This window comes from Variovorax soli NBRC 106424, assembly GCF_001591385.1.
Lineage (GTDB): Bacteria > Pseudomonadota > Gammaproteobacteria > Burkholderiales > Burkholderiaceae_C > Variovorax > Variovorax soli.
Genome location: NZ_BCUU01000017.1, coordinates 15,844 through 31,968 on the forward strand (window position 1 = coordinate 15,844; position 16,125 = coordinate 31,968).

General features: G+C 69.2%; 13 protein-coding genes. 4 read left to right on the plus strand and 9 right to left on the minus strand.

The window, feature by feature from the left end:
• Nucleotides 1-12 precede the first annotated feature (12 nt).
• Nucleotides 13-2,868 carry a phosphoenolpyruvate carboxylase gene (gene ppc / locus VSO01S_RS07690; RefSeq protein ID WP_068641256.1) on the plus strand — a complete coding sequence of 952 codons (2,856 nt, stop codon included), beginning with the start codon at nt 13-15 and terminating at the stop codon, nt 2,866-2,868.
• On the opposite strand, the gene VSO01S_RS07695 is transcribed toward ppc, so the two are convergent.
• From VSO01S_RS07695 to VSO01S_RS07725, 7 genes are all read right to left on the minus strand, one after another.
• Nucleotides 2,865-4,235, minus strand: coding sequence for a UDP-glucose dehydrogenase family protein (locus VSO01S_RS07695; protein ID WP_068641220.1), 1,371 nt, complete (start codon nt 4,233-4,235; stop codon nt 2,865-2,867). The two genes, ppc and VSO01S_RS07695, sit on opposite strands and share 4 nt — an antisense overlap.
• Before the next feature lie 18 nt (nt 4,236-4,253).
• Complete coding sequence (locus VSO01S_RS07700; RefSeq protein ID WP_068641221.1) at nt 4,254-5,234, minus strand: UDP-glucuronic acid decarboxylase family protein; 981 nt, start codon at nt 5,232-5,234, stop codon at nt 4,254-4,256.
• Nucleotides 5,198-6,151, minus strand: a complete 954-nt coding sequence (locus VSO01S_RS07705; RefSeq protein ID WP_084241739.1) for a glycosyltransferase family 2 protein — start codon at nt 6,149-6,151, stop codon at nt 5,198-5,200. Before VSO01S_RS07705 ends, VSO01S_RS07700 begins: the two co-directional genes overlap by 37 nt.
• Entirely contained in the window at nt 6,148-6,708 is a 561-nt protein-coding gene (locus VSO01S_RS07710; protein ID WP_084241740.1) for an LbetaH domain-containing protein, read from the minus strand. The genes VSO01S_RS07705 and VSO01S_RS07710 overlap by 4 nt, the downstream gene beginning before the upstream one ends.
• A gap of 231 nt (nt 6,709-6,939) precedes the next feature.
• Nucleotides 6,940-8,184, minus strand: coding sequence for an AI-2E family transporter (locus VSO01S_RS07715; protein WP_068641224.1), 1,245 nt, complete (start codon nt 8,182-8,184; stop codon nt 6,940-6,942).
• Nucleotides 8,184-8,930: a LytR/AlgR family response regulator transcription factor gene (locus VSO01S_RS07720; protein ID WP_068641225.1), complete on the minus strand. Its 747-nt coding sequence runs from the start codon at nt 8,928-8,930 to the stop codon at nt 8,184-8,186. Before VSO01S_RS07720 ends, VSO01S_RS07715 begins: the two co-directional genes overlap by 1 nt.
• A gap of 58 nt (nt 8,931-8,988) precedes the next feature.
• The gene (locus tag VSO01S_RS07725; RefSeq protein ID WP_068641226.1) at nt 8,989-10,113 is read right to left on the minus strand and encodes a sensor histidine kinase; all 1,125 of its coding nucleotides are present in this window, start codon (nt 10,111-10,113) and stop codon (nt 8,989-8,991) included.
• Between the two features lie 11 nt (nt 10,114-10,124).
• Between VSO01S_RS07725 and argH the strand changes: the two genes are divergently transcribed.
• Nucleotides 10,125-11,522, plus strand: coding sequence for an argininosuccinate lyase (gene argH / locus VSO01S_RS07730; protein ID WP_068641227.1), 1,398 nt, complete (start codon nt 10,125-10,127; stop codon nt 11,520-11,522).
• 50 nt (nt 11,523-11,572) lie between these two features.
• Here argH and VSO01S_RS07735 read toward each other — a convergent pair whose 3' ends face one another.
• Together VSO01S_RS07735 and VSO01S_RS07740 are read right to left on the minus strand one after the other, a co-directional pair.
• Nucleotides 11,573-12,931 carry an ATP-binding protein gene (locus tag VSO01S_RS07735; RefSeq protein ID WP_068641228.1) on the minus strand — a complete coding sequence of 453 codons (1,359 nt, stop codon included), beginning with the start codon at nt 12,929-12,931 and terminating at the stop codon, nt 11,573-11,575.
• Nucleotides 12,931-13,593, minus strand: coding sequence for a response regulator (locus VSO01S_RS07740; RefSeq protein ID WP_068641257.1), 663 nt, complete (start codon nt 13,591-13,593; stop codon nt 12,931-12,933). The genes VSO01S_RS07735 and VSO01S_RS07740 overlap by 1 nt, the downstream gene beginning before the upstream one ends.
• Before the next feature lie 83 nt (nt 13,594-13,676).
• On the opposite strand from VSO01S_RS07740, the gene VSO01S_RS07745 reads away from it, so the two are divergent.
• Both VSO01S_RS07745 and opgC read left to right on the plus strand, forming a co-directional pair.
• Nucleotides 13,677-14,924 carry a glycosyltransferase family 4 protein gene (locus VSO01S_RS07745; protein WP_068641229.1) on the plus strand — a complete coding sequence of 416 codons (1,248 nt, stop codon included), beginning with the start codon at nt 13,677-13,679 and terminating at the stop codon, nt 14,922-14,924.
• Between the two features lie 2 nt (nt 14,925-14,926).
• Nucleotides 14,927-16,087: an OpgC domain-containing protein gene (opgC, locus tag VSO01S_RS07750; RefSeq protein ID WP_281179813.1), complete on the plus strand. Its 1,161-nt coding sequence runs from the start codon at nt 14,927-14,929 to the stop codon at nt 16,085-16,087.
• Nucleotides 16,088-16,125: the final 38 nt, after the last annotated feature.

The following is a 16,125-nucleotide window of genomic DNA, read 5'->3' on the forward strand; positions in this document are numbered from 1 at the left end:
GAAGTGAAGACCATCAAGGACAAGAAGACTTCCACCCCGCGCCGCCATGGCCCGGACACCGACGACCAGGCCCTGATCGCCGACATCCGCCTGCTGGGGCGGATCCTCGGCGACGTGATCCGCGAACAGGAGGGCAAGGCCACCTTCGACCTGGTCGAGAAGATCCGCACGCTGTCGGTGTCCTTCCGCCGCGACGCCGACCACTCGGCCGACCGCGCGCTCAAGAACCTGCTCAAGGGCCTGTCCGCCGCCGAAACGGTGCGCGTGATCCGCGCCTTCACCTACTTCAGCCACCTGGCCAACCTGGCCGAGGACCGGCACCAGATCCGCCGCCGCACCGAGGCCGAGCGCCTGGGCGAGGCCATCGAGGGCGGCCTTGACGTGGCGCTCGCGCGCATCCGCAAGGCCGGCGTATCGACCGAGGCCATCGTGGAGTCGCTGGCGCACAGCTACCTCTCGCCGGTGCTCACCGCCCACCCCACCGAGGTGCAGCGCAAGAGCATCCTCGATGCCGAGCGCGGCATCGGCCAGCTGCTCGCGGCGCGCGAGGACATCCTGCTGCGCCAGCGCGTGTGGGCGGCCGAGCACGGGTCGAGCAAGGCGGACGCACTGACGCCTGCCGAGCTGGCGCAGAACGAGGAGCAGATCCGCACCCGCGTCACCCAGCTGTGGCAGACGCGCCTGCTGCGCTTCTCGCGCCTGACGGTGGCCGACGAGGTCGAGAACGCGCTCAGCTATTACGAGGCCACCTTCCTGCGCGAGATCCCGCACGTCTATGCCGACCTGGAGCGCGCGCTCGGGCATGAAGGCGTCGCGCCCTTCCTGCGCATGGGCCAATGGATCGGCGGCGACCGGGACGGCAACCCCAACGTCACGGCCGAAACGCTGCAGTACGCCCTGCGCCGCCAGGCCGAGCTGGTGCTGCGCTACTACCTGACCGAGGTGCACTACCTGGGCGGCGAGCTTTCGCTGTCGGCCACGCTGGTGGACCTGACGCCCGAAATGCATGCGCTGGCCGAGCGCTCGCCCGATACCAGCGAGCACCGGCGCGACGAGCCCTATCGACGCGCCCTCACCGGCGTCTACGCCCGGCTCGCCGCCACGCTGCAGGAGCTCACCGGCGGCCAGGCGGCGCGCCATGCCGTGGCACCGCAGAACCCCTACAAGTCGGCGGCGGAGTTCCTGGCGGAGCTGCGCACCATCGAAGACTCGCTGCGCGAAAAGCATGGTGCAGCGCTGGTCGGCCAGCGCCTCGCACCACTGGTGCGCGCGGTGGAGGTGTTCGGCTTTCACCTGGCCACGGTGGACCTGCGCCAGAGCTCGGACAAGCACGAGGCCGTGGTGGCTGAGCTGCTGGCCACGGCCCGCATCGAGCCGCAGTACGCGTCGCTGCCCGAAGAGGCCAAGCAGACGCTGCTGCTGCGCCTGCTGGACGAAGCGCGCCCGCTGCGCGTGCCCGACGCCAACTACTCGCCGCTGGCCCGGAGCGAACTGGCCATCTTCGTGGCGGCGCGCGCGGCCCGCGCCACCTACGGCGCCGACGCCATCCGCCACTACATCATCAGCCACACCGAAACGGTGAGCGACCTGCTGGAGGTGCTGCTGCTGCAGAAGGAAGTGGGCCTGATGCGCGGCACGCTCGACGGCGACGCCGTGTGCGACCTGATCGTGGTGCCGCTGTTCGAGACCATCGAGGATCTGCGCAACGCCGCACCGATCGTGCGCGCCTTCTACCAGCTGCCCGGCATTGCCGCGCTGGTGCGCCGCTCGGGCGCAGAGCAGGACGTGATGCTGGGCTATTCCGACAGCAACAAGGACGGCGGCATCTTCACGAGCAACTGGGAGCTCTACCGCACCGGCGCGGCGCTGGTGCAGCTGTTCGACGAGATGGCCAAGGAAGCGCCCGACGGCCAGGCCGTGCGCCTGCGCATGTTCCATGGCCGCGGCGGCACCGTGGGCCGCGGCGGCGGCCCCAGCTACCAGGCCATCCTGGCCCAGCCGCCCGGCACGGTGCGCGGCCAGATCCGCCTGACCGAACAGGGCGAGGTGATCGGCTCCAAGTACGCCAACCGCGAGATCGGCCGGCGCAACCTCGAGACGCTGGTGGCCGCCACGCTGGAAGCCACGCTGCTGCCCAGCCGCAAGGCGGCGCCGGCCGCCTTCATGGACGCCGCCGCCGAACTCTCGGCCGCCAGCATGGCCGCCTACCGCGACCTGGTCTACGGCACGCCGGACTTCGGCGACTACTTTTTCAGCTCCACCCCCATTCGCGAGATCGCCGAACTCAACATCGGCTCGCGCCCCTCGTCGCGCAACCCCAACCGCAGCATCGAGGACCTGCGCGCGGTTCCCTGGAGCTTCAGCTGGGGCCAATGCCGCCTGACGCTGCCCGGCTGGTACGGCTTCGGCTCGGGCGTGCAGGCCTTCCTGCAGGCCGCGGGCAACGCCGCCGCGCGCAAGGAACGCACCGCGCTGCTGCAGCGCATGTACGCGCAGTGGCCATTCTTCCGCACGCTGCTGTCGAACATGGACATGGTGCTGGCCAAGAGCGACCTGGCACTGGCCTCGCGCTACGCCGAGCTGGTGGAAGACCGCAAGCTGCGCAAGAAGGTGTTCACCATGATCGAAGCCGAATGGCACCGCACTTCCGAAGCGCTGACGCTGGTCACCGGCGCCAGGCAGCGGCTGGAGGGCAATGCCGACATGCAGCGCTCCATTCGCTACCGCTTCCCCTACATCGACCCCCTGCACCATCTGCAGGTGGAACTGATGCGGCGCTACCGCGCGGGCGACAGCGGCGAGCGCCTGCAGCGCGGCATCCACATCTCCATCAACGGCGTGGCTGCCGGCTTGCGCAATACCGGCTAGCGGCTGCTCCCGCGGCCGATGCCGACGTAGTCGAAACCGGCGTCGCGCATCGCCCACGGCTCGTAGAGGTTGCGCCCGTCGAAGATGACGGGCGCCTTCATGAGCGACTTCAGGCGCACCAGGTGCGGCGCCTTGTACGCCTTCCATTCCGTGACGATGACCAGGGCGTCGGCCTGCTCCGCCGCCTGCATGGGGCTGGCCGCGAACTGGATGTTGCCCAGCAGCGCGGGCGCGTCGGCCAGGTCCTGCGCCAGCACGCGCCGGGCTTCGTCCACCGCCACAGGATCGTGCGCCGAAATGCGCGCCCCGGCGCGCAGCAAGGCGCCGATCAGCACCCGGCTGGGCGCCTCGCGCATGTCGTCGGTGTTGGGCTTGAAGGCCAGGCCCCACAGCGCGAACCTGCGATCGCTCAGGTCGGGCCCGAAGCGCTCGAGTATCTTGTCGACCAGCACCGTCTTCTGCGCGTCGTTCACCGCTTCCACCGCGCCCAGCACCTTGAGCTGCTGGCCGTACTCGGCCGCGGTGCGCGCCAGCGCCGCCACGTCCTTGGGAAAGCAGCTGCCGCCGTAACCGGTGCCGGCATAGAGAAAGCTGTAGCCGATGCGCGGGTCCGAGCCCATGCCCTGGCGCACCAGCTCGATGTCGGCGCCCACGCGGTCGGCCAGGTTGGCCAGCTCGTTCATGAAGCTGATGCGCGTGGCCAGCATGGCGTTGGCCGCGTACTTGGTGAACTCGGCCGAGCGCACGTCCATCACCCGCGTGCGCTCGTGGTTGCGGTTGAAGGGCGCGTACAGCTTGCGCATCACCGCCAGCGCCTGCGCACCGGCCTCGTCGTCGGACACGCCCAGCACGATCCGGTCGGGCCGCATGAAATCGTCGACGGCCGCCCCTTCCTTGAGGAATTCGGGGTTGCTCACCACCGCGAAGCCGATGTCGCCGCGGCCGCGCTTGTCCAGCTCTTCCTGGATGACGGCCCGGACCTTGTCGGCGGTGCCCACCGGCACGGTGGATTTGTCCACCACCACCTTGAAGCCCTCCATGTGGCGGCCGATGTTGCGCGCGGCGGCCAGCACGTACTGCAGGTCGGCGCTGCCGTCCTCGTCGGAGGGCGTGCCCACCGCGATGAACTGGACCTCACCATGCGCGACGGCCGCGGCCACGTCGGTGGAAAAGCTCAGCCGCTCGGCCGCCAGGTTCTGCTGCACCAGCTCGGGCAGGCCGGGTTCGTAGATCGGGGTGTCGCCGCCGTTCAGCGTGGCGATCTTGGCCGGGTCCACGTCCAGGCAAAACACATGGTTGCCCAGGTCGGCCAGGCAGGTTCCGGTGACGAGGCCCACATAGCCGGTTCCGATGATGGTGATGTTCATGTCAGAAGCACGGGGCGCTCAGTCTGCCTTTGCGCCGGAAGAAGAAGACAGCAGTTGATCGAAATAGGCGATGGTCTTGGCCAGCCCCTCGTCGAGCTGCGTCTTGGGCGTCCAGCCGCCAAGCTTGTCCTGCGCCAGCGAGATGTCGGGGCGCCGCTGCTTGGGATCGTCGGCCGGCAGCGGCATGCGCACGAGTTTGCTTCGCGATCCTGAAAGTTCTATGACTTTCTGGGCCAGCTCGAGCATCGAGTACTCGCCGGGGTTGCCGATGTTGACCGGGCCGGGGAAGTCGTCGCCGGTGCCCATGAGGCGCAGCATGGCCTCGATCAGGTCGTCCACGTAGCAGAAGCTGCGCGTCTGGTTGCCGTCGCCGTAGATGGTGATGTCCTGCCCGCGCAGGGCCTGCACGATGAAGTTGGACACCACCCGCCCGTCGTTGGTGTGCATGCGCGGGCCGTAGGTGTTGAAGATGCGCGCCACCTTGATGCGCAGCTTGTGCTGGCGGTGGTAGTCGAAGAACAGCGTCTCGGCGCAGCGCTTGCCTTCGTCATAGCAGCTGCGGATGCCGATGGGGTTCACCCGGCCCCAGTACTGCTCCACCTGCGGATGGATCTCCGGGTCGCCGTACACCTCGCTGGTGGAGGCCTGCAGGATCTTGGCGCGCACGCGCTTGGCCAGGCCCAGCATGTTGATGGCGCCGTGCACGCTGGTCTTGGTGGTCTGCACCGGGTCGTGCTGGTAGTGGATCGGCGAGGCCGGGCAGGCCAGGTTGAAGATCTCGTCGACCTCCACGTACAGCGGGAAGGTCACGTCGTGGCGCATCAGCTCGAACTGCGGATGGCCCAGCAGATGCTCGATGTTGCGCTTGGTGCCGGTGAAGAAGTTGTCCACGCACAGCACGTCGTGCCCGGCCTCGATGAGGCGGTCGCACAGGTGGCTGCCGAGGAAACCGGCGCCGCCGGTCACGAGGATGCGTTTGGACGGGTTGTATTGGCGCATGGGGCGTTCACTTCCGCATTGGGTTTGTCGTCGTCGGTCGATTGCATCTCGTAGAGCTTGGCGTCCACGAGCATCCGGAACCACAGGGCCTGGAAGAAGGCGAAATAGAAGCCCGGCTTGCCGTCCAGGAAGCCCAGGCGAAGGAAGTAGCGATAGAAGAAGTAGCTGATGGCGCGCAGGCCGATGGGCAGGCGGTAGTACAGCTGCTTGATGAAGCGGGTGCGCTCGCGCGCGTCGCCCAGCAGTCGCGGCTGCAGCACGTCCTCGCCCACCGCCTGCGGGCTCGACTTCTCGCGCGCCTCGGAATCGCTCCAGCGGTTGTGGCGCGCGATCCAGTCCGTCAGCGCCAGCGCGTTCTTGTCGTGCATGAAGCCGCGCAGGCGCGCGCTGCTGCGCCCGGCGCCCACCAGGATGAAGTGCTGGTCGTACAGGCGCGCCTCGCAGCGGCCCGTGCCGCTTCGGAACAGGCGCAGGTGCCAGGGGTTCACGCCCGAGAAGCGCAGCATCCGGCCCATGAAGTAGTCGCGCCGGCGCAGCATGTAGGCGTCGTGGCGCGCCCCGCCCTGCAGCAGGCCGCGGATCTCATCCACGGCGGTGTCGTCCAGCACCTCGTCGGCGTCCAGGTGCAGTTGCCAGTCGAAATTGCCCTGCACCTGCGCAATGGCCCAGTTGCGCTGGTCGCTGTAGTTGGTGAAGGGCCGCTGCACCACGGTGCAGCCCAGTTCCTGCAGGATTGGCACCGTGCCGTCGCTCGAGCCCGAATCCACGGCGTACACATGCGGACTGACCCGCAGCGCGGCGGAGGCGGTCTCGCGGATGATGCCTGCCGAATTGAAGGTGAGCAGCACCACCACGCAACGGCCGGCAGGCCCGGCGGCGGAGAGGCTCGATGCAGCAGCAACAGCAGCTTGGTTCATGACGCTCGCCGCCTGCGGATCGGCTTGGCGGGGTTGCCCGAATAGATGGTCCACGGCTCCAGTTCGCCAAAGGCCACGGCGCGCGCGCCCAGCACGGCGCCTTCCCCGATGCGGGCGCCCGGGCCGACGAAGGCCTCGGCCGCGATCCAGGCCTTGGCGCCGATTCGGATGGGTTTGGCCACCAGCTGGAACTGCGGCGAATCGCAGTCGTGCGTGCCGGCGCACAGGTGCGCGCCCTGGGATACGAGCACGTCCTCGCCCAGCGAAATCGTGCCCATGGAATAGACGTTCACGCCGGGCCCGATCACCGCGCCCCGGGCCATCTCCAGATGCGCCGGAAACCACACCCGGGCACTGGCCCGCACATCGCTGCCCGGCGCCATCCGGGCGCCGAAGCAGCGCAGCAGCCAGCGCCGCCACGGCGCGAACTGGCGCGGCGTCCAGGCGGCGCCCACCAGCCACACACCGATCCAGGCCGCGCGGATGAGGCGGTTTTCCAGGGAGAAGCTCGGCCCCCCTTCAGCGGGCGCCGACTCACGGGCATCAAGAATTGTCACGGAACGTTGCAAAGAGACAGATCACCGAGCGTCTCGCACCGCAACATCAATGTCAACACAATTTCTTACATAGGCCCTTTGCCATGTATCGGGGGGACGGCGGACGCGCCCCCACAGCGGCAAATACCAGTCCCGCACCGGGGAACCGGCTTTGCCGGGCCCCAGGTGGGGTCCCCTCCTCGGGAGGTGGCGAACTACACGGAGCGAAGCGAAGTGAGAAGCCGGGAGGCCTCAATCACCGAGGAGTTCGCCGATAGGTTGTAAGTCTTCCACCCGATCGCAGATGGCCTTGACCACCATCAGCACCGGCACGCCCAGCAAAAGCCCCCAGATCCCCCAGAGCCAGCCCCAGAAGATGACGCCCACGAACACCGCCACCGGGTTCATCCGGCTAGTGCGGCTGGTGAGCCAGGGCGTCAGCAGGTTGCCCACGACCGTGTGGATCAGCAGCGACGCCCCACCCACCGCCAGCGCCATCTCGATGCCGTTGAACTGCAGGAAGGCCACCAGCGCCGACGCCGCCATGACGATCAACGAGCCTACATACGGAATCAGGTTGGTCACCGCGGCCACGATGCCCCAGACCGCCGCGTTCTCCAGGCCCAGCGCCCAGAACGCCAGGCCGGTGGCCAGACCGACCACTGCGCTGGTGAGGATCTGCACCAGCAGGTAGCGCTCGATCTGGCGGGTGATGTCGTCCAGCACCTTCACCGTGATCCTTTTCTTCTGCAGGCTCGGCCCGGCCATGCGCACCAGCTTGCGCCTGAAGGTGTCGCCGGAACACAGGGCGAAGTAGGTCAGGAAGGCGATCAGCGTGAGCTGCCCGGCGGCGGTCAGCAGGCCCAGCGTGCCGCTCACCAGGTAGTCGCGCACGTTGAAGCCCGGCCGCTCGATGAGCACGCGCTGCACGCCGCGCGGGGCGGGCGCCTTGGCGGAACTTTCCTGCGCGGCCTGCTCCAGCTGCGAGGCCGCCTTCTGCACCGTGTCCAGCGGATTGCCGCCCGAAGGCTTGGCACGCACCGCCTGGCGAAACTTCTGGGCCGCCGCCGGCAGCGCGTCGAGCAGTTGCGATGCGCTGTCCGACAGCCGGTAGCCGGTCCACCCCACGCCGCCGCCCACCGCCAGCAGCACGACGGCCGCACCCAGCCAGCGCGGCATGCGCCATTGCTGCAGCTTGTCGACCAGCGGCGCCAGGGCATAGGTGATCAGCAGGCTGAGCATGAGCGGAATGAACACCGCCGCCGCCCAGCGCAGGGCGAACACACCCGCCAGCACGGCCAGGAAAACCAGGGCCGCGCTGCGCACATCCACCGGCATGTGCAGCAGCACGCGCTCCGGTTCCGGCGCCGGGGCCTCGGTCGCGGCTTCCGTCGCCTGCGGCTCGACGGCGGCCGGCGTTTCGGCCGCTGCGGGCGGCGCAGGGGCCGTCGGCCCCGACCCGTCTGCCGATGTGGTGTGCGGCTGCGCTTCGCCCATCACGCCTCCTTCAGCGCGTCCCGCACCACCGACAACTGGCGGCGCGAAACCAGCACCGGCTCGGCGATGCCATGCAGCCGCAGCACCCAGCCTTCGGCCTCGTCGCCGCCGTCGTGCTTCTCGAGCGCGCGGATGGCGGCGCGCGCCACCAGCGCGTTGCGGTGCACGCGGACAAAGCGCTTGGGGTAGCGTTCTTCGAAGTCCGCCAGCGAGCCGTCCAGGATGTGGCTGCGCAAGGCCGTGCGAACCGTGAGGTACTTCAGCTCGGACTTGAGGTACAGCACCTCGGACAGCGGCACCCGCTCGGCCCGGCCCCGGTCCTGGATGAGCAGGGTGTCCTTCGCCTCGACCTCCTGCCCCCGGCGTTCGTTCAGGAAGCGCTGGGCCTTCTGCAGGGCCTGCTGAAGGCGCTCGGCGCGCACGGGCTTGGTCAGGTAGTCCACCGCCTCCAGCTCGAAGGCCGTCACGGCGTGCGCGGCATGGGCGGTGACGAACACCACGGCCGGCGCATGGCTCATGTGGCGCAGCGTGCGGATCATCTCGATGCCGTCGATGCCCGGCATGTGGATGTCCACCAGCACCAGGTCCAGGCCGCCCTGGTCCAGCAGGCGCAAGGCCTGCTCGCCGTCGGCCGCGTCGGCCACGACCGTGGCGCCGGGCGCGCTGCAATCGCCCAGCAGGGTGCGAAGGCGCGAGCGCGCCAGCGATTCGTCATCAACGATCAGGGTCCGCAAGGGGGTGCTCATCTCAGCCTCGGGGGGCGACCATACACGCAGTGACGGGCGCGGGGGTGTTTCACTTCGATCACTCCTTTGGTGGCGCCGGAATTTCGATGCGCACGCGGTAATTGTCCTGGTCCAGGCCGGCGCGGAACTGCGCCTCCACGTCATGCAGCAGGCGCAGCCGGTCGCGCACGTTGGCCAGCGCGATGCCGTGGCCGCGCGGCAGCGGCTTTTCGGCCCAGCGCAGCGGCGGCAGGGTGTTGGTGACCTCGATCAGCACGCGGGCGCCGCGCCGCTCGGTGCGGATGCGCAGCTTGCCGCCCTGGGGGCTGGGCTCCACGCCGTGCTTGACCGCGTTCTCCACCAGCGGCTGCAAGAGCAGCGGCGGCAGCCGCGCGCTGCCGGCGGCCAGGTCCAGGTCCCAGCGGATGCGCAGGCGCTCGCCGAAGCGCACCTGCTCGATGGCCAGGTAGCGTTCGGCCAGCCCGATCTCGTCGGCCAGCGTGACCGAGTCGCGCGGATCGGCCAGCGCCTGGCGGAACAGCTCGGCCAGGTCCTCGAGCATGGTCTCGGCCTTGGCCGGCTCCTCGCGCACCAGCGCGATGGCGCTGTTGAGCGTGTTGAACAAGAAGTGCGGCCGGATGCGCGACTGCAGGTCTTCCAGCCGCGCCGTGGTGGCGGCCGGCATGCGCCCGCGCGCGCGCAGCACCAGCCAGCCCGTTGCCACCAGCGAGAACAGCACGCCGGCGAGCGTGCTGGCCACCCAGGGGGCCGTGGTGCCCAGTGCGCCCGTCAGGCGCAACAGGCCGCAGCCGTACAGCCCCGCCACACCGCCCAGCACGGCCGCGCAGGTGTATTGCACCGCCGGCCGCCAGCGCGCCATGCGCTTTCGCAAGGCGCAGACCGCCACCAGCCAGAGCAGCACCGAGGGCAGCGCGCCGCCGGTGAGCGTGGCCACCTGCGCCAGCCAGTCCGCCAGACCCGATGCCGAGAAAAGCGCCGCCACCGCCAGCACGGCCTCGACGAACAGCACCGCGCGAAGCACCACGCCCACCTGGCAGACGTCGAAGGTGGCCGACGGGGCGGGCGAAGCGGCAGGCGCGGACGCAGCCGCCCGCCCCTGCGCGTCGGGCGCGGGCGTGCGAAGGCGGATGGCCGATAAAATCGACAAGTTGCGCACTACAGAAACATTGGGTGACAAGCCCATTATTGCCTCCCATGTCTGAAAACCAACTCGACAAGAAGTCCGAAGCCTGGTCCGCCCTGTTCTCCGAACCCATGAGCGAACTGGTGCAGCGCTATACCGCCAGCGTGTTCTTCGACAAGCGCCTGTGGCAGGCCGACATCGAAGGCTCGCTGGCCCACGCCGGCATGCTGGCCGCCCAGAAGATCATCAGCGAGCAGGACCTCGCCGCCATCCAGGGCGGGATGAAGCAGATCCGCGAGGAAATCGAATCCGGCGCCTTCCAGTGGAAGCTGGAGCTGGAAGACGTGCACCTGAACATCGAGGCGCGCCTGACCCAGCTGGTGGGCGACGCCGGCAAGCGCCTGCACACCGGCCGCAGCCGCAACGACCAGGTCGCCACCGACGTGCGCCTGTGGCTGCGCAGCGAAATCGACCTGATTTCCGGCCTGCTGGTCGACCTGCAGAAGGCCCTGGTCGACATCGCCGAGAAGAACGTCGATGTGATCCTGCCCGGCTTCACCCACCTGCAGGTGGCCCAGCCGGTGAGCTTCGGCCACCACATGCTGGCGTATGTGGAAATGTTCAGCCGCGACGCCGAGCGCCTGCAGGACGTGCGCAAGCGCCTGAACCGCCTGCCGCTGGGCGCCGCCGCCCTGGCCGGCACCAGCTACCCGCTGGACCGCGAACTGGTCGCCAGGACCCTGGGCATGGACGGCGTTTGCCAGAACAGCCTGGACGCGGTGAGCGACCGCGATTTCGCCATCGAGTTCACCGCCGCGGCCAGCCTGTGCATGGTGCACATCAGCCGCTTCTCGGAAGAGCTCATCCTGTGGATGAGCCAGAACTTCAGCTTCATCCAGATCGCCGACCGCTTCACCACCGGCTCGTCGATCATGCCGCAGAAGAAGAACCCCGACGTGCCCGAGCTGGCGCGCGGCAAGACCGGCCGCGTGGTGGGCCACCTGATGGGCCTGATCACCCTCATGAAGGGCCAGCCCCTGGCCTACAACAAGGACAACCAGGAAGACAAGGAGCCGCTGTTCGACACCGTCGACACGCTCAAGGACACGCTGCGCATCTTTGCGGAGATGGTGGGCGGCATCACGGTGAAGAAGGAGGCGATGGAAGCCGCCGCCCTCAAGGGCTACGCCACCGCGACCGACCTGGCCGACTACCTGGTGAAGAAGGGCCTGCCCTTCCGCGACGCGCACGAGACGGTGGCGCATGCCGTGAAGGCGGCCATCTCGCACCAGGTCGACCTGTCCGAGCTGCCGCTGGCGGTGCTGCAGGGCTTCCACCCGAGCATCGAGAAGGACGTGTTCGACGTGCTCTCGCTGCGCGGCTCGCTCAACGCACGCAAGGTGCTGGGCGGGACGGCGCCGGTGCAGGTCAAGGCGCAGGTGGCGCGGCACAAGAAGCGGCTGGGCTGAGGCGCCCTGCCCCGGCAGTTCCCGCGCCCGCCGGCGCGGGCTCCAACTGATCAGGCGGTGGCCGCGGGCGCGAACCGCACCGTGGCCCGCAATCCGCCCAGGCGCTCCGACCGATCCAGCAGCACCTGCGCCCCGTGCTGCTGCGCAATGGCCCGCACGATGGCCAGGCCCAGGCCGCTGCCTTCCGCGGTGCCGTTGCTTTCTGCCAGGCGGTAGAAGCGGTCGAAGGCCCGCTCGCGCTCCGCCTCCGGGATGCCGGGGCCGTTGTCTTCCACCACCAGCACGGGCGCCCCATCGCCGGCGCCCACCGACACATCCACCTGGCCACCCTGGGGCGCGTACTTGACCGCGTTGTCGATCAGGTTGCCCAGCAGAACGCGCAGCGCGGCTCCATCGCCCTGGATGACCACCTCTTCGGACTGCGCGACGCCAAGGTCGATGCCTCGCGCCTGGGCCTGCGGCAGCGCGGCGCCGATGCATTGCGCCACCACCTGGTCCAGTTGCACCGGGCCGCGCCTGGCGCTGGCCGCCGTCTCGCCCGACTCCTGGCGCGCCAGCAGCAGCAGCTGCCCCACCAGGTGAATGGCCCGCTCGATGCCGCCCTGCAGGCGCGTGATCGCCGCCTCGCGGCTGCCCTCGTCGCCGGCGCGGCGCAGCGCCTCGGCCTGCAGCTTCAGGGCGGTGAGCGGCGAACGCAGTTCATGCGCCGCATCGGCCACGAAGTTCTTCTGCGCCTCGAAGGCCGAGCTGACGCGGCCGAACAGCAGGTTGAGTTCCTGCACGAGCGGACGCACTTCATCCGGCAGGCCCTCTTCCGACAGCGGCGACAGGTCGTCGTCCGCGCGCTGCGCGACATTGCGACGCATGCGCTCCACCGGCGCCAGCGAACGGGTGATGACCCAGCCCACCGCCAGCATCAGCAGGGGCGCCATCAGCGCCATGGGCCAGGTGGCACGCAATGCAATGGCGCGTGCCCGCGCCTCGCGCGCGTCCATGTCCTGCGCAATCTGCACCGTCTGCAGCGGGGTCTGCAGCGAATACACCCGAAAACGCCGGCCGTCGACCTTGGCATCGGAAAAGCCCAGCACCGCGCGCGGCGGCAGCGCCGAGCGGGCCGAGCGGAACATCGGCGTGCCGTCGGGCCCCCAGATCTGCACGAACAGGTCGTAGCCTTCGCGGTCGCCATCGTCGAAGCCCAGGCCCAGCGGCACCCCGCCGCGCAGCGAATGGGCCATCTGCTGCAGGTGCAGGTCGAACATGGCGTCGGCGTCGCGCAGGGCGCCGCGATAGGCGTTCACGCCCAGCGCGGTTGCCGCCACCAGGATGCACACCAGCACGAAGCCCAGCATGCGCCACTTGAGCGAGAAATGCGCGGGTGCGAACCGTGCCGTCGTCGTCGCCGTCGTCATCACTCGCGCGGCACCAGGTAGCCCAGCCCGCGCACGGTCTGGATGAAGCCGCTGCCCAGCTTCTTGCGCAGGCCGTGGATGTAGACCTCGACCGCGTTGCTGCTGATCTCGTCCTTCCAGCCGTAGAGCTTTTCCTCGAGTTGCGCGCGCGACAGCACGATGCCCGGGCGGGCGATGAGCGGCTCGAGCACCGCCCACTCCTTGGCCGAGAGCGTCACGCTCTGGCCGTTGCAGGTGGCTTCGCGGGTGGCGGGGTTCAGGCTCACGCCGTGGGCCGAGAACACCGGCTCGGCCTGGCCGGCGCCGCGCCGAAGCAGTGCGCGGATGCGGGCCAGCAGCTCGCTCATGTCATAGGGCTTGAGCACGTAGTCGTCGGCGCCGGCATCCAGGCCCGCCACGCGGTCGGCCACGGCGTCGCGCGCGGTGGCGACCAGCACCGGCACGCGGTCGCGGCGCTGGCGTAGGGCGCGCAGCACCTCCAGGCCGTCGCGCTTGGGCAGGCCCAGGTCGAGCAGCACCAGGTCGTAGCTGTGCGAACGCAGGGCCGTGTCGGCCATGGCGCCGTCGCGCACCCAGTCCACCGCGTAGTGCTGCTCCGCACGCAGCAGCTCCAGCAGGGCTTCACCGATCATGGGGTCGTCTTCAACGAGCAGCAGTCGCATGCCGTCCATTGTCCCGCTTCGGCTTAAGTCGGCCTGAAGAAAGCCGCCACTTATGATCGGCCGCGACATTTCCGCCACACGACATGCCCTCCCTGCTGCTGACCCACCCCGCCGGAAACCAGAACGTGCGCGCCGTGCTGGCGGCCACCGAGCGTGCCGGCCTTCTGGCGCGCTTCGCGACCACGGTGGCGGCCTTCGAGGGCGACGCGCCGTCGCGCCTGCTGCCCGGTGCGCTGCGGCGCGAGTGGCTGCGCCGCCGTTTCGACATCGCACCGGCCAAGGTGCTCACCCATCCGGGCCGCGAGCTGGCGCGCATGGTGGCGGCCAAGGCGGGCTGGCGCGGCGCGGTGCGGCACGAAACGGGGTTCGCCTCGCCCGACGCGGTGTTCCAGGACTTCGACCGCTTCGTGGCCGCGCGCCTGCCCGCGCTGGCGCGCACGCACGGCCTCACGGCCGTGTACGCCTACGAGGACTCGGCCCTCCATACCTTCCGCGCGGCCCGCTCGCTGGGCCTTCGCCGCATCTACGACCTGCCCATTGCCTATTGGGAGACAGGCCGGCGACTCATGCAGGAAGAAGCCGCGCGCCTGCCCGAGTGGGCGGCCACGCTGGGCGGCGGCGTGACCGACTCGCCCGCCAAGCTGGCGCGCAAGACCGAAGAGCTGGCGCTGGCCGACGTAGTGGTTGCGCCCAGCGACTTCGTGCTCGATTCGCTGCCCGCGTCGGCGCAGCACCAGCGCAAGGTGCTGACCCCTTTCGGCTCGCCGGCTTCGAACATCGACGAAGGCAGCTTCGATGTGCCCGACGCCAATCGCCCGCTGCGCGTGCTCTTTGCCGGCTCCATGGGCCAGCGCAAGGGGCTGGCGGATCTTTTTGCCGCCATGCGCCTGCTGTCCGACCGGGCGATCGAACTGGTGGTGCTGGGCTCGCTGCAGGAATCGCCCGAGTTCTACCGCCGGCAGTACGAAGGCTTTCGCCACGAGGCGGGACGCCCCCATGCACAGGTGCTGGAGCTCATGCGAAGCTGCGACGTGTTCTGCCTGCCTTCGATCGTCGAAGGGCGCGCGCTCGTGACGCAGGAAGCCATGAGCCAGGGGCTGCCCGTCATCATCACACCCAACACCGGCGGCGCCGATTTGGTCATCGAGGGGCAGACGGGCTTCCTGGTGCCGATTCGCTCGCCTGAGACAATCGCGCAGAAGATCGCCTGGTTCGACGAGAACCGGCGCGAGCTTCCGGCCATGAAGGCCGCGGCCATGCGGCACGCGGCCGGCTACACCTGGCAGCACTACGGCGAACTCGTGGTGGATGCCATCCGAGAATCGAACTGAAGGTGACCGAGTACGGGGAGAAGGCAGCGTCCCGGCGCTCCTGGGAAATCGACGCATTGCGCGGGCTGATGCTCGTGCTGATGACCCTCACCCACCTGCCCACCCGCCTGACCGACCCGCTGGGCCAGCCCTTCGGCTTTGTCTCGGCGGCCGAGGGCTTCGTGCTGCTGTCGGCCTACATGGCCGGCCTGGTCTACAGCCGCATCGCCTACCGCAAGGGCATCGTGCAAATGGAACGCGCCTTCTGGACGCGGGCCTTCAAGATCTACCTGATCCAGGCAGCGATCCTGTTCTTTCTCTTCACGGTGATCACCGCCGTGGGCCTCAGGATCGACCAGCCGGCGGTGAAGAACCTGGTGTCGTTCTACCTCGCGCAGCCGCTGGAAGGCTTCGTCTTCGGCCTGCTGCTGGTGTACGAGCCGGCCCTGCTCGACATCCTGCCCATGTACATCTTCTTCCTGCTGATGAGCCCGTGGGTGCTGGCCTTCGGCATGCGGCACGGCTGGTGGGGCGTCATGGCGGTGAGCGCGGCGGTGTGGGCCCTGGCCCAGTACGGCCTGGCCGAATGGCTGCATGCGCAGGCGGTGCAGTGGCTGCACCTGCCCGTGCCCTATGCCGACACGGGGTCGTTCAACACCTTTGCATGGCAGCTGCTGTGGATGGCCGGTCTGTGGATGGGCGCGAGCCGCAACGCGCCCGATGCGAAGCCCTTTCGCTTCCCGCCCTGGGTGCTGGCCGCCGCGCTGGCGCTGGCGTCGTACTTCTTCTGGTGGCGCCACCACGGCATCCACGGTCAGGCGCCCTTCGGCGGCGATGTGCGGCACAACCTGCTGTTCGACAAGTGGCTGCTGGGGCCGCTGCGCGTCGCCAACCTGGTGGTGCTGGGCATTCTCACCATCCGCTTCGGCCCGCAGTTGGCGCGCGCGCTGCCGCGCCAGCGCTGGCTGGAGACCATGGGCGCCGCGTCACTGCCCGTGTTCTGCACGCACCTCATCGCCGTGCTGCTGGTGCTGGCGATCTGGGGCGACAACCAGCTGGCGCGGCCCTGGTGGGGCGATGCGCTCCTGCTGGCTGCCGTGCTGGGCGCGATGTGGGGCGTGGGGCGCTTCACGCAGAAGGCGGATGCCACGCCGCCACCGGAAGAAGCAGCCGCTGCGAACTGAAAGGAGTCTTCTACTTAAGGCCGTCCTAAGGCGGCGTT